The sequence below is a fragment of the Kiloniella spongiae genome (genome assembly GCF_001026905.1).
Classification (GTDB): Bacteria; Pseudomonadota; Alphaproteobacteria; order Kiloniellales; family Kiloniellaceae; genus Kiloniella; species Kiloniella spongiae.
In genome coordinates, this window is the sequence record NZ_LAQL01000016.1 from 49,588 (window position 1) to 62,502 (window position 12,915).

The 12,915-nt window shown below is 41.2% G+C and carries 15 protein-coding genes; 6 read left to right on the forward strand and 9 right to left on the reverse strand.

Going from position 1 to position 12,915, the window contains the following annotated elements:
* Window positions 1-12: 12 nt before the first annotated feature.
* The 5 genes from ccoP to WH96_RS17975 form a co-directional block, all read right to left on the reverse strand.
* Window positions 13-882 carry a cytochrome-c oxidase, cbb3-type subunit III gene (gene ccoP, locus WH96_RS17955; RefSeq protein WP_047765612.1) on the reverse strand — a complete coding sequence of 290 codons (870 nt, stop codon included), beginning with the start codon at window positions 880-882 and terminating at the stop codon, window positions 13-15.
* A gap of 2 nt (window positions 883-884) precedes the next feature.
* The gene (locus tag WH96_RS17960; RefSeq protein WP_047765613.1) at window positions 885-1,034 is read right to left on the reverse strand and encodes a cbb3-type cytochrome oxidase subunit 3; all 150 of its coding nucleotides are present in this window, start codon (window positions 1,032-1,034) and stop codon (window positions 885-887) included.
* Between the two features lie 10 nt (window positions 1,035-1,044).
* Entirely contained in the window at window positions 1,045-1,770 is a 726-nt protein-coding gene (ccoO, locus tag WH96_RS17965) for a cytochrome-c oxidase, cbb3-type subunit II (RefSeq protein ID WP_047765614.1), read from the reverse strand.
* A gap of 15 nt (window positions 1,771-1,785) precedes the next feature.
* A complete protein-coding gene (gene ccoN, locus WH96_RS17970) occupies window positions 1,786-3,456 on the reverse strand; it encodes a cytochrome-c oxidase, cbb3-type subunit I (protein ID WP_156176853.1) in 1,671 nt (556 codons plus the stop codon).
* 161 nt (window positions 3,457-3,617) lie between these two features.
* Window positions 3,618-4,103, reverse strand: a complete 486-nt coding sequence (locus WH96_RS17975) for a hypothetical protein (RefSeq protein WP_047765616.1) — start codon at window positions 4,101-4,103, stop codon at window positions 3,618-3,620.
* Between the two features lie 203 nt (window positions 4,104-4,306).
* Here WH96_RS17975 and WH96_RS17980 point away from each other — a divergent pair, with 203 nt between their 5' ends.
* Together WH96_RS17980 and WH96_RS17985 are read left to right on the forward strand one after the other, a co-directional pair.
* Window positions 4,307-5,047: a Crp/Fnr family transcriptional regulator gene (locus WH96_RS17980; RefSeq protein WP_047765617.1), complete on the forward strand. Its 741-nt coding sequence runs from the start codon at window positions 4,307-4,309 to the stop codon at window positions 5,045-5,047.
* Window positions 5,048-5,465: 418 nt separating this feature from the next.
* Entirely contained in the window at window positions 5,466-6,242 is a 777-nt protein-coding gene (locus WH96_RS17985) for an HpcH/HpaI aldolase family protein (RefSeq protein ID WP_047765618.1), read from the forward strand.
* Between the two features lie 21 nt (window positions 6,243-6,263).
* Here WH96_RS17985 and WH96_RS17990 read toward each other — a convergent pair whose 3' ends face one another.
* The 4 genes from WH96_RS17990 to WH96_RS22685 all read right to left on the reverse strand — a co-directional run bounded on the left by WH96_RS17990 (window position 6,264) and on the right by WH96_RS22685 (window position 9,009).
* Complete coding sequence (locus WH96_RS17990; protein ID WP_047765619.1) at window positions 6,264-6,872, reverse strand: SPOR domain-containing protein; 609 nt, start codon at window positions 6,870-6,872, stop codon at window positions 6,264-6,266.
* A 97-nt stretch (window positions 6,873-6,969) separates the two neighbouring features.
* Window positions 6,970-8,211, reverse strand: a complete 1,242-nt coding sequence (locus tag WH96_RS17995; RefSeq protein WP_047765620.1) for a polyhydroxyalkanoate depolymerase — start codon at window positions 8,209-8,211, stop codon at window positions 6,970-6,972.
* A 341-nt stretch (window positions 8,212-8,552) separates the two neighbouring features.
* On the reverse strand, window positions 8,553-8,819 hold the full coding sequence (locus WH96_RS18000; RefSeq protein WP_047765621.1) for a hypothetical protein: 267 nt from the start codon (window positions 8,817-8,819) through the stop codon (window positions 8,553-8,555).
* Window positions 8,820-8,874: 55 nt separating this feature from the next.
* The gene (locus tag WH96_RS22685; protein WP_281175860.1) at window positions 8,875-9,009 is read right to left on the reverse strand and encodes a hypothetical protein; all 135 of its coding nucleotides are present in this window, start codon (window positions 9,007-9,009) and stop codon (window positions 8,875-8,877) included.
* A 659-nt stretch (window positions 9,010-9,668) separates the two neighbouring features.
* On the opposite strand from WH96_RS22685, the gene WH96_RS18005 reads away from it, so the two are divergent.
* Genes WH96_RS18005 through WH96_RS18020 form a run of 4 tightly spaced genes read left to right on the forward strand, consistent with a single transcriptional unit; the run spans window position 9,669 to window position 12,886 of the window.
* Window positions 9,669-10,193: a PAS domain-containing protein gene (locus WH96_RS18005; protein WP_047765622.1), complete on the forward strand. Its 525-nt coding sequence runs from the start codon at window positions 9,669-9,671 to the stop codon at window positions 10,191-10,193.
* Window positions 10,194-10,232: 39 nt separating this feature from the next.
* The gene (locus WH96_RS18010) at window positions 10,233-11,363 is read left to right on the forward strand and encodes a methyl-accepting chemotaxis protein (RefSeq protein WP_053006120.1); all 1,131 of its coding nucleotides are present in this window, start codon (window positions 10,233-10,235) and stop codon (window positions 11,361-11,363) included.
* A gap of 23 nt (window positions 11,364-11,386) precedes the next feature.
* On the forward strand, window positions 11,387-11,707 hold the full coding sequence (locus tag WH96_RS18015) for an STAS domain-containing protein (RefSeq protein ID WP_047765623.1): 321 nt from the start codon (window positions 11,387-11,389) through the stop codon (window positions 11,705-11,707).
* Window positions 11,708-11,713: 6 nt separating this feature from the next.
* Window positions 11,714-12,886, forward strand: a complete 1,173-nt coding sequence (locus WH96_RS18020) for a SpoIIE family protein phosphatase (RefSeq protein WP_047765624.1) — start codon at window positions 11,714-11,716, stop codon at window positions 12,884-12,886.
* The last annotated feature ends 29 nt before the right edge of the window (window positions 12,887-12,915 follow it).

Genomic DNA, 12,915 nt, shown 5'->3' on the forward strand with positions numbered 1-12,915 from the left:
ACAGGCCTTTTATTATTCACCACCACCGAGGGAGTGAACATAAATGCTCAAGGCTTTAATCGTCACAGGATCCAAACGGGCTTCCCATGTTGGCATTACGCCTTTACGACCATAAGAAATGGATTGAACAACGGTTTTCTTATCACCGCCGAAGAGCCAAAGCTTATCAGACAGGTTTGGTGCCCCCATTTCACGATTACCAACACCGCCTGTTTCATGACAGGCAACACAGTTATCTTCGAAGAGAGGTAAACCACGCTGGGCAGCTTCACTGTCACTGGATGTACCAGATAAAGACAAAACATATTCCGCTACATCTGAAATTTCCTGTTTCTCCAGGATTTCATCGGCAAGGAATGCTGTCATGTCATTAAATCTTGTTTCATCGTGTGTAGAACGAATACCGTAGTTAATAGTGTAGTGGATGTCCTCGAGTGATCCACCCCATAACCAATGGTCATCATTCAGGTTAGGGTAGCCTTTGGCGCCTTGCGCACCACTACCGTGACATGCGGCACAGTTATCGCCAAAAGCCGCCTGACCAGCCGCAAGCGCATACTGGTTAAGGTTAGGATTTTTTGCGATATCTTCCAAACTGGATGCCACAATCTTTGCTTCGATATCAGCGCGTCCGGCTTTGACTTCTGCCAGTTCATCCATAACAGTTTGGCGTTGAGAGTACCCCAACATACCCCTGGTATAATCACTAATGCCAGGCCAGGCAGGCATTGCTATCCAGTAACCAATGGACCAAATTACAGATGCATACAACACCCAGAGCCACCAGCGGGGAAGAGGGTTGTTGAGCTCTTCAATGCCGTCCCACTCATGACCAGTGGTATCGACACCAGAGATTTCGTCTTTTCTTGGATTTCCTGCCATAACTAGTCATCCTCTAATGGAATTTGAGCGGCGTGATCAAACTTGCTTTTGTTTTTAGGCCAAAGCGCATAAATAACGCCGCCCAAAAACATCACAACCAGATACACAAGCCCCCAAGTTTGCGAAAAAGTAGAAATTTCGTTGTATTCCATAACTATCTCCTTATCGCAGTTCCGGACCTTCAGCCTTATAGGCTGAGAAATCCACGAGGGTGCCAAGCATTTGCAGGTAAGCAATCAAAGCATCCATCTCTGTAATGACTTTGGCATTGTCATCAAAGTTACGCACCTGAGCTTTGGGATAACGGGCAAGTAATCCATCTGTATCCCCATCGGGATCCACTTGGGCACGTAAGTCTTCTTCAGCCAGATCGATCATCTCATCTGTATAGGGAACACCGACCATACGGTTTGCTTCCAGATGTTCTTTGATATCGTTAAACCGAAGTGGCGTATCCAAAAGGAAAGGATAACCCGGCATAACAGATTCAGGAACAATTCCACGTGGATTAACCATGTGTTCCTTGTGCCACTCATCAGAATATTTCCCGCCGACACGTGCCAAATCAGGACCTGTACGTTTTGATCCCCATTGGAAGGGATGATCATACATTGATTCGGCAGCAAGAGAGTAGGGGCCATAACGCTCTACTTCGTCACGTAAAGAACGAATCATTTGAGAGTGACAGTTATAACAACCTTCCCGGATGTAAATATTACGTCCGGCCAACTCCAGCGGTGAGTAAGGGCGCATACCTTTTACTTTCTCGATTGTACTTTCAAGAAAGAAGAGCGGCGCAATTTCGATAAGACCACCGATTGAGACAACAATCAGGATCCCGATCAATAGTACGATTGAGTTTTTCTCAAACACGTCATGTTTAATCATGATCTCAAAACCTCCTTATTCTGCAGCTATGGGGCTAGGAACAGCTTCGGGAGCAAGTGAACGGCTTTCCGTTCTCACATCTCCACGGGCTGTCCGCCATAGGTTGTAAGCCATAATCAGAGACCCGATCACAAAGAAGGCACCACCGATCGCACGAATCCAATAGAAAGGATTCATCGCTTCGACAGTTTCCACGAAAGAGTATTCCAGGAAGCCAAGATCATCATACGCACGCCACATTAGACCCTGAAGAATACCGGAAACCCACATGGACGTGATGTATAGCAAGATCCCGAACGTAGAGATCCAGAAATGGTAACTCACCAATTTCAAGGAATAGAGTTGCGTTCTATTCCAAAGCCATGGAACAAGACAGTAAAGAGCACCAAAGCTAACATAAGCAACCCAGCCCAACGCACCAGAATGAACGTGCCCAACAGTCCAGTCAGTATAATGGCTGAGTGAATTCACAGCTTTAATGGACATGACAGGACCTTCGAAAGTACTCATGCCGTAGAAAGCAATAGATACAACCAGCATACGCAACACCGGATCAGTACGAAGTTTGTCCCATGCACCAGACAAAGTCATAAGACCGTTAATCATGCCCCCCCATGACGGCATCCAGAGCATAATAGAGAAGGTCATTCCCAGTGTCTGTGCCCAGTCAGGTAACGCAGTGTAGTGCAAGTGGTGTGGTCCAGCCCAGATATACATAAAGATCAGTGACCAGAAGTGAACAATTGAAAGGCGATAGGAATACACCGGACGGTTCGCTCTCTTGGGAACGAAATAATACATAATCGCCAAGAAGCCAGCCGTCAGGAAGAAGCCAACAGCGTTATGGCCATACCACCATTGTGTCAGCGCATCCTGAACCCCTGCAAACAGGATATAGCTTTTTGAGCTTGTCCAGGAAACCGGAACTGTAAGGTTATTGACGATGTGCAACATAGCTACGGTTACGATAAAGGCCAGATAGAACCAGTTGGCAACATAGATATGCGGCTCACGACGCTTCCAGAGCGTTCCAAGGAACACAAGCAGATAAACAACCCAGACAATGGTCAGCCAAATATCCGTATACCACTCTGGCTCAGCATATTCTTTACCTTGTGTTGCACCCATTAAATAACCGGTCGCAGCAATAACGATGAAAAGCTGATATCCCCAAAAGACAAACCACGAGGAGAAAACGCCGGGAAGGCGGGCTTTACAGGTTCTTTGTACGACATAAAAGGACGTCGCCAAAAGAACGTTACCACCAAAAGCAAAAATAACCGCTGATGTATGAAGAGGACGCAACCGACCAAAATTGATAAAGGATGTATCAAAGTTCAAGTCTGGATACGCCAATTGAAAGGCAATTGTATCGCCAGCAAGAAAGCCAACAATTCCCCAAAAAACAGAGGCGATAACCCCCGCTTTGATAACCTTTAGGTCGTATTCAATTGGTGCGTCTGCTGATTGTGAAGTAAGGCTTTCTGAGTTGTCAAAATAAGCCTTAATAATACCGAAAATACCAAGTAAGAATGCACCTGCAAAGATATATGCATGTACAGACATCACCGGATCTTCGGTTCGCGCGGCGGTTAATGTGGCATAAAATGTGCCAATCACCAATGCCGCAGCTATTACCCATCCGTCGAGGGGCATTTTCGCTTTAGCGGTAGTTTCCCGAGTCATTCCTGAAGTCGCCTTTTATCATAAAAAACGTGATAACACCGTGAGATAGAACACCTCACAGTACCCCGTAACCTACCTTTCAAGTACAAAATAGCATTGATCTAGGTCAATGATACGGGTTGACGCACCCCAAAAGAACAATCGTGAATTCTATATGTGGCTTAGTGTTGAGTTATTGAATTGTCGTTTAATTTCTTACAAAGCCTGACTGCGTCACAAACATACCCTTTGCTGATAAGCTGGTTCGGAATGGACTTAGTATAACCATTTTCAGGAATAATTGTATTCCGAATATCTATCGTTAGGTGTATAGCCTGACATCCGCGCTCTGAAGCTTGATCTTCCAGCCATTCCAAAAGCTTTTCAGAAATATCATTACGACCAAGAATATCTGCAGTAACATAGTTAGAAACATCCATAACTATTTGATGCGTAACGTCCTCTACAATTTTATAACAGAGAACACCCATATAATACCCTGAAGAATTCTTGACTGTTATAATGCCGCATTCCCGGCTGTCCCGACCAATAAAACTATCAACATAATCCATCCACTGGTCAGTGGTGATGTCACTTTTTAATGTTTGTATTAACGGCAACACCTGAACAGTGTTTGACTGATTTAATGGTTTGATCGCAAATTGCACAGCTTTATAATCCACATATGACTTTGTTAATTTTATTGAAGTCGCGTTAGAAATATAAGTCTTTGATGTAGGTCAATATGACGCATAGAAAACAAAGCATAAGAAATAATTTGTTGCGTGTTTCTTTAACACTCTTGTAGTAATATCAATCTAATTACTAAAAAATTCTGTTATATAAAAACTTTGTCGGGAATGATAAACGAATGAGAAGTGGTTCACACTTTGCCCAAACGGCCTCTTCCAATCCTTTGGTGAACTCTCCCTGCGAAAAATGCAACATCGCAGAAATGAGCCTTTGTCACGCTCTTTCCTGTGATGATCTACGCAAATTATCCTCGATCTCAACAGGGATTGAGGTGGGCAAAGGTGTCACAATCATTAATGAAATGGATTCCGCTGATTTTCTGTTCAATGTAACAGGTGGGTCCATCAAACTTTACAAGTTACTTCCTGATGGTCGCCGTCAAATGACAGGCTTTCTGTTTCCTGGTGACTTTCTCGGCATCGCTATGAACGATTGTTATGCCTATTCGGCAGAAGCACTTGAAGATTGTAGACTCTGCAGATTTCCACGTGCCAGACTTGAAGAACTTTTAAAAGAAGTTCCTGATCTGGAAAATCGACTTCTCAACATGGTATCGAACGAATTGGTTTTGGCCCAAGATCAAATGCTATTGCTTGGCCGAAAAACGGCAATAGAAAAAGTCTGTAGCTTTCTTCTGTCTCTTGCAAAACGTACTCAACGTAAAACAGGCGCAGGACATGTAATATCCTTACCAATGGGGCGCTCAGATATTGGTGATTACTTGGGACTAACCACAGAAACCGTTAGTAGAACACTGACCAACCTTAAGAAAAAAGGAATTATCTCGATCCCAACTAACGGTCAATTGGAAATCAACGACATCGAAGAACTCACCGATCTTGCCGAAGGTATGGATTAATTAGGTTTTCCGTGTGCTTTTAAATAGCGCCCTTTAAATCAAACAACTATTCCCCATATCTATTGCAGTCGTCTTGCTGTATTAATCCGATAGTATTCTATAACACCACTATAACTGGCTTTGGGAAAAGGGGTCTGTACGCTGCCACAGAGAGCGATTTCTGGGCGCGATTAGGCGCACTTCCCAAAGCGAGCCGCTTATCACGCGATATGTAAGTCGTGATCTGGAACCTGGAAGTAGTGTTCCGGGAGGATGCATTTCATTGTGCATCCTCGGCGGGCTTGCTTATTCTTCTTAGTTTTCATTTAATTAAACTTTTCATCACCTTTTACTTCCCTTACCCTGAGTTGCGCACACATTGTATGTGATAAAATCACGGCTATTCATGTTCACGCACGAAAAACAACGGATATAAAAAATGGCAAGTCCTCAGCTAAAAAATAAACTCGGCGACCACCATCCTGTGTTTGGGTGCTGGATTGATATGTTCAGCCCAATCGCGACTGAGATTATTGCGCAGGCTGGCAACGATTGTTTAATGATTGATCTTGAACACGGCCCAGGTTCTGTGATGGATGCCATAACCCAAATGCAAGCGGCCAAAGCCTACGGCCCCAAAGTTTATGTCAGGGTTTCTAGCAACTCGAATGCAAAAATTAAACGCGTTCTTGATGCGGGTGCTGATGGCGTCATGGTGCCGTCGGTTTCCACAAAAGAAGAAGCAGAATATGCCGTTGCGGCATCCCATTACGCCCCACAAGGTAAAAGAGGAGTCGCTTCAACAATTGTCAGAGGTGCTGACTACGGGGTTAATTCCCAAAGCTATTTGAAAAATTTTAATGATCAAATGCTTTTGATCTGTCAAATTGAAGATGCTGAAGGTGTTGAAAACTCAACAGAAATAGCCAATACCGATGGTGTGGATATGATCTTCATCGGCCCGTCCGACCTTTCGGCTGATCTTGGCTATCCAGGGGAACCAGATCATCCCGCAGTTCTCGAAACCATCTTTAAGATCGAAGAGATTGTTAAAGATGCGGGCAAATTACTTGGTACTATTCCAACGCCAGAGCGAAGTGCAGAAGCACTTTTCAAGTCCGGTTATGACATGGTTTTGGATGGCAGCGATATTGGCTTTGTGGTCAAAGGTGCGAGAGAGAAGGTTGCTCAACTAAAGAAAACACTTGGTATATAAATATCGAAAATTCGTCTGATTTTACAGCTTAACAGCCATGCAATACTGCTTTTTTCGCTCGAAAGCTTCGCAAGCTTTATTTGCCTCAGTCCGATCATCAAAAGTGCCTCCCAAAACACGATAGAATGTGCCTTTTCCAGTAATTTTTACCGCCTTGAGTCGTAGTGTTAGTCCATTGGTTTCTTTAGGAAAAACATTCTTGAGTTCTACCCATTCCTTTTCAGCGCTCGCCTTGCTTTTATTGGAAGATAAATGAACAGCATATTTACCCGTAGCCTTGATAACGGGTGGTTGAGCGATTTTTTCTGAATTCTTTAAGGGGAAAAGGGTAATCTTTTGCCCCTTTGGGGCAACGCTATTGACGTCATTGGCATCAAGTGCTGTCGTTTCTATTTGATCGCCATCAACTTTTTTCGGGTTATCAGCTTCTTCAGGATCGCCGTCTTTTTCTGCAAGCGAATCAAGCGCTTCTTTTGTAGAATTCGCAGCCTTTTTGGACCCCTTTTTTATATCTTCCCACAAATCAACGCCCCAGCCCTTAGTATCGTCATATACACTGCCGCAACCGCTCAGGACCAAAGATGAACAAAGGAGAACCACAAACAAAGAGGAATAACGTCGTATTGGCATGGGCGAGCACCAAAAAAGGTTGGATATAGATTACATCCAACCTTAAATAATACATATTTATAAAAAGATAATTAATTCTATGACTTAAGAATTTAATTTAGCTTTTATCACCCTTTGCCTTGGGATGATGCTTCTCAATAAAGTTATTAATCACGACAGAAACGCTTTCGCGCCATTTACGACCATTAAAAATACCGTAATGCCCGACACCAGCCTCTACATGATTTTTATGTTTGCCCTTCACAAGGGACGAGCACATTTCGTGCGCAGCCTCGGTTTGTCCGGGGGCTGAAATATCATCCAACTCTCCTTCTACTGTCAAAAGCGCTGTCTTTTTGATCTTTGACGGATCAACTGACTGCCCTTTCCAGGTCATCGTGCCATTGGGAAGGCTTCTTTCCTGAAAGATATGATGAATTGTATCCAGATAAAATTCGGCGGTCACATCCATCACAGAAAGATATTCATCATAAAATTTGTTATGGCTTTCTGCTGAATCCCCGTCACCTTTAATCAGATTATTGAAATGCTGCATATGGGCATCTACATGGCGCATGGAATTCATAGATATAAACGCAGCCAACTGCAGAAACCCTGGGTAAACACGGCGCCCCGATCCTTCGTATTGCAGAGGGACCGTTGCAGTCAGATTATCTTTAAACCACGAAAGGGATTTACTGTCCGCCAATTTGGTCACTTCAGTTTCTGCGGCTCCCGGATCAATGGGTCCCCCCATCAAAGTCATGGTGCTTGGCTGTGCCGGATCATCATTTGCCGCCAGAATTGAAACAGCAGCAAGAACCAGCGGTGCCGGTTGACACACGGCAATGACATGCAGATCTGGTCCTAGCAATTTCATGTAGTCGACAAGATATTCTATATATTCATCCAGTCCGAATTCACCATCAGATGCAGGTACCTTACTCGCATCGGTCCAATCCGTGACATAAACTTCGTGATGCTCAACAAGAGTTTTTACCGTCCCGCGTAACAAAGTCGCAAAGTGACCTGACATCGGGGAGACGAGCAATATCTTTTTCGGGGTCTTTGCAAGATCACACTTAAAGCGAATAAGATCGCCAAAAGGCCTATGGTCAATCCTGGCGAGGTCAATGGGGTGGATACCGTCTTCACGGTGGATGGCCTGAAAACCCCATTCCGGTTTTCCTCGGTGCCGAATAACACCTTCGAGAACGTCTGCACTGGCCGCCATGATTTTTCCCATATAGGTCTGGGAAAAGGGGAATAGAGGGTTATTAAAGTAGGTTTTTGTGAGCTGTGTCATGGCGCGCATTGGTCCCAACGCAGCGCTTTGCATATCAAAGTATGTATATAACACGTCATCTACCCCTAACAAATGTAGCAGCTTTATCAAATTAGCTGTTACGTATGGCCTTCTATTCAAACGAGAAATCATCAAATAAAACTAAAATTGACTTCTACATGATGTTCGTTAATCCGGCTTAAATTAATTAAAATCACATTATTGTGCGCCGCACAATTAACTCAAAAGCTAAGCATCTTTGACCAAGTAGTCAATGATTGTCTGGCTTTTCACAGAGGTTTCATGAAAATGTCAACAAAAGAAAATCAACGCAAAGCGCCATTGAGGAGACATAAATACCAGAGAATTAACGCCCTAAATTAAGGTCGTAATTAACAGAAGAATTAATGGGAAGATTAACCCGAGACGGAAGGAGAGATTGAAACACAAAAATCTCTACCCTTTTTTGTAAGCTTGCAAACAATCCAATCAGGTTTCAGTTCATTACTGAACCACGGATCAGCCCACCCATGATCAATACAAGCCCGGATAAGCCGGGTATCATAATGTTGACCATGTTCATCAAAAAGGGGCAATTTACCACCTGCTTGAACAAGGCCGCGTATAAGCCACTTAAGCTGTTTAGGATTTGATTTTTTGGATTGTCTTTTCTTATCGGGCATAATCACAATTCTACCACAAAACGGGTAGAATTGCCAAAGGACTTACGAGCGGGGATTAAGCGCCGAGTGAAACTGATGCATTGCCTTTGGGTTGCAGAAGTCGTTTGACAATTTCTCTGTACTCGACGTCCCAAACCAGACGATCAATATCAATATCATCATTCTTGTCAACATGTGATGACATTGACATTTTGGCCCGCTTATCTGTGCGATATATTCTATTAAAGTTTCCCATGACTTTAATATAAACAGAAAAAACAAAGCCGTGGTGGGGCAAAAAAGTGGTAAGAATGTGAACAGAATGGATGATGAAGCGTCAATATGGTAAGATATTGTCTAGCTATTATTAAAAAACAACACCTTACCATAGTTAATTAACGTTAATATCTATATCACATTAAACTCTTTAACAGGCGTTTTATTGATAATTCTATCCATGCCAAAAATTGGACAAATCCAGACTCTGGTATTTTTCGTAAACAATCAGTTCTGACAAAGCACGTCCGACAGCCGGGGCCTGTTGTATCATAATGGCTCTTCATTTTACTTGTTATTAAAAGTTATGGCCCTTTCTGTACTATAAAAAAATAATGTGATCAAAGAAGTGGTTAATTTTTAACAAATGAATTCAAGAATAAAAAAACACTTATTTCCTTCCTCCCTTTAAATGATTACAATATGTAAAGAACATGACATTTTTTTTGTCCATTAACCAAATAAAAGTCGATGTTAATTTCTCTTTTACTGTTTGTCCTTAGAGTCGGTTCAATCACAACTATAGACTGTGCCTTCTTGATCGAACTAAAGTTTTTATTCTTTTCGAACAAGTGACAAAAATCGAGGAACCATATGGATCAAAATACAAGAATAACTGGGACAGAGAGGTTTTTTGATAAAGACGATATTATCGTCTCGAAAACCGATACCAGTGGTAAGCTCACTTATGTAAATGATACCTTCCTTGATATTGCTGACTATACAGAACAAGAAGTTATCGGAAAACCGCATAATGTCATCCGCCATCCAAATATGCCCCGATGCATTTTTAAAACGCTGTGGGATACAATTTCAAGTGGTGAAGAGATTTTTGCTTATGTTGTAAATAAAACAAAACATGGTGATTACTATTGGGTCTTAGCCCATGTCACCCCTTCTTTTGGTAAAAACGGAAACATTATTGGGTATCATTCCAATCGGCGTTCACCGAAACTAGAAACTATCACAAATATTATAGCCCCACTTTATGCTGAATTGATAAAAATTGAAGAAAATAACACTCGAAAAAAAGACGGCATAGAAGCTTCGTCCATTAGATTAAATCAAATAATTAATGATTCTCAGATGGACTTGAATGAATATTTTTTGAGTCTTTAAATATCAATACATAATGATCCTTTTTTACAGGAGCCAAAAATGCTTTTTAAATCATCGTCAAAAGAAAGTATTAAAAATGCGATTAATATTTGCAATCAAATTGCCAAGGGTGATTTTGAAGCGCGAATAACCAATATTGACAAAAATGATGAATTTGCAGAACTTTTTTTAGCTATAAACAGAATCATAGACAGAACAGACAGTTATATACGAGAATCTTCTGCCGCCATGAAAGCCGTTGCAGATAAAAAGTATTACAGGAAAATACTAATGGAAGGTCTTTTAGGATCATTCGGGCAAGGTGCAACAACTATTAATACCGCTATTGTTAGGATCGAAGATTTAGCCACAAAATCCGTTCAGTTAAGTAAAACAGTTAGTAATCTAATAGAAGTCGTAAATGTTAAAGTATGCGAGATTGAGGAAGCTGCTAACGATACCGTAAACAAGACCGATGTCTCATCAAATAGATCTGTTACTGTATTAGAAGACTCAAAAGAAGCAGCAAGAAATATTGCTACAGTAGCGTCAGCAACTGAGGAACTTACAGCGTCAAGTAATGAAATAGCACGACAAATCAACTATTCTGTAACGGCAACAAATGAAACCCTTGAAAAAACAGAACAAGCCAGTAAGAAAATGGAAAGTCTTACTGAAGCAGCAAAGGATATAACATCGGTTGTTAGATTAATCACAGATATTGCCGCGCAAACAAATTTACTCGCTCTTAACGCAACAATCGAAGCAGCCAGAGCAGGTGACGCTGGCAAAGGGTTTGCTGTTGTTGCCGCAGAAGTTAAAAACCTGGCAACCCAAACAGCTGAAGCAACTGAAAATATATCCACACTTGTTGATAATATACAAAGCACAACAAATAGTGCCGTTGAAGAAATAAATGCAGTCAAGAAAACAAGCCAAGAGCTAGATTCATCAAGTAGCGGAATTGCCTCTGCTGTAGAAGAACAAAATGCCGCACAATCTGAAATTTCAGAGCAAGTCAGGCGCATGGCGACGATTATCAATGACATATCAGATAACGTCGTTAATGTCGTTCAAACCACAGCTGTTTCATATTCATCATCTATACAAGTTCTATGGTCAGTAGGCGATATAAATGAACCTACACAAGAACTCGATAGCAACATGAGAGAATTCATTAAACTAATCTAACCCAGTACTTTAGGGATTTAAATATGGAATACCAATTAAATACAAGCGGTACATCTGTCGAAATATCATTAACGGGAGAACTCTCCTTTAGTGATTTAAAAACATTCCGAGAATTGTTAACCGATACTATCAATGCATCTTCTGCTGGTGCAAAACAATGGATACTTAACCTTGTAAACCTGAAATATATTGATTCAGCTGGATTAGGGTTAGTTTTACGCATGAAAGCCACAGCTGAAAAAGAGCAAAAAGAATTAACGATACGTGCTGCTGAAAGTGGTGACGTTGCCCAAGCACTAGAAATAACAAAATTCCACGAACTTATAAATCTTGAAAAAAATTAACGACTTATGGTTCCAACCGAAGAAATAGAATTATTAAGATATAAATCTAAAATACTTGTTGTCGATGATAACGAATTAATCTGCCGCTTTATCTCGACACTTTTATCCAAGGCTGGCTTTTGTGACGTTAAATTTGTCCTTAGCGGTAAGGCTGCATTGGAAATTATTGAGGATGAAAAACCAGCCTGTGTCATCAGTGACATTGAAATGCCTGAAATGAACGGTTTTCAACTTCTTGAAATCTTAAAATCCAACATTTTAACCAAAGACATACCAGTACTTGTTATTACCGCCCATGATGACAGAGAAAACAGAAACGAAGTATTGGGGCACGGGGCATCAACGGTACTCTCTAAACCGATTGATAGCCCACTATTAGTCAATTTGGTAACCAGTATTCTGGACAGAAAAAATTTACTCGACTTATTGTCACTATATCACGAAAGATTATCACTGGAACTGGAACTGGCGACAGATATGCAAGTAGATTTATTGCCAGATAAAGAACAAACAAACAAAATCAAAGAAAAATATAATGTAAACATTGAAGGTCACTTTCAACCATCATCTGAACTAGGTGGTGATTTGTGGTATGTAAAAGAACTGAATGCAACGCAATTTATGTTTTTTCTTGCCGACTTTTCAGGCCACGGTATCTCTGCTTCCATAAATACTTTCAGGCTCAATACATTACTGAATAAAATAAATGTACCGTCAAAAAAACCTTCCGATTTTCTCAGTGTTATAAATAATGAATTGTGTCAGATAATGCCAATTGGTCAGTTTTGTACTCTACTTTGTATAAAGGTCGATGTTAAAGAAAATACAATCACTTATTCCGGTGCGGCTGCACCGCCATTCATCTGTATCACAGAAGACACAATGACATTATGTGATGTATCTGGAATCCCTTTGGGCATACAGGAAAATAACACTTACAACGAACATAGTTTGAATTTTTCAAAAAATTCTGCGTTATTCGCATACAGTGATGCATTGTATGAGACAAAATTCAGAAATAATCATCCGCTAGGTATTGAGGGCGTATACCAATTGGTTGAAGAAATAAAAGAAAAAAAATCAGCTAATCTTATGCAAAATATTTTGGATCATTTTTATCTTGAGGTTGATAGGTCCAGACTAACTGATGACCTAACAACCGTTTTAATAACAAGATAATTCTAGGTAGATTAAAGCCTCTATCCGTT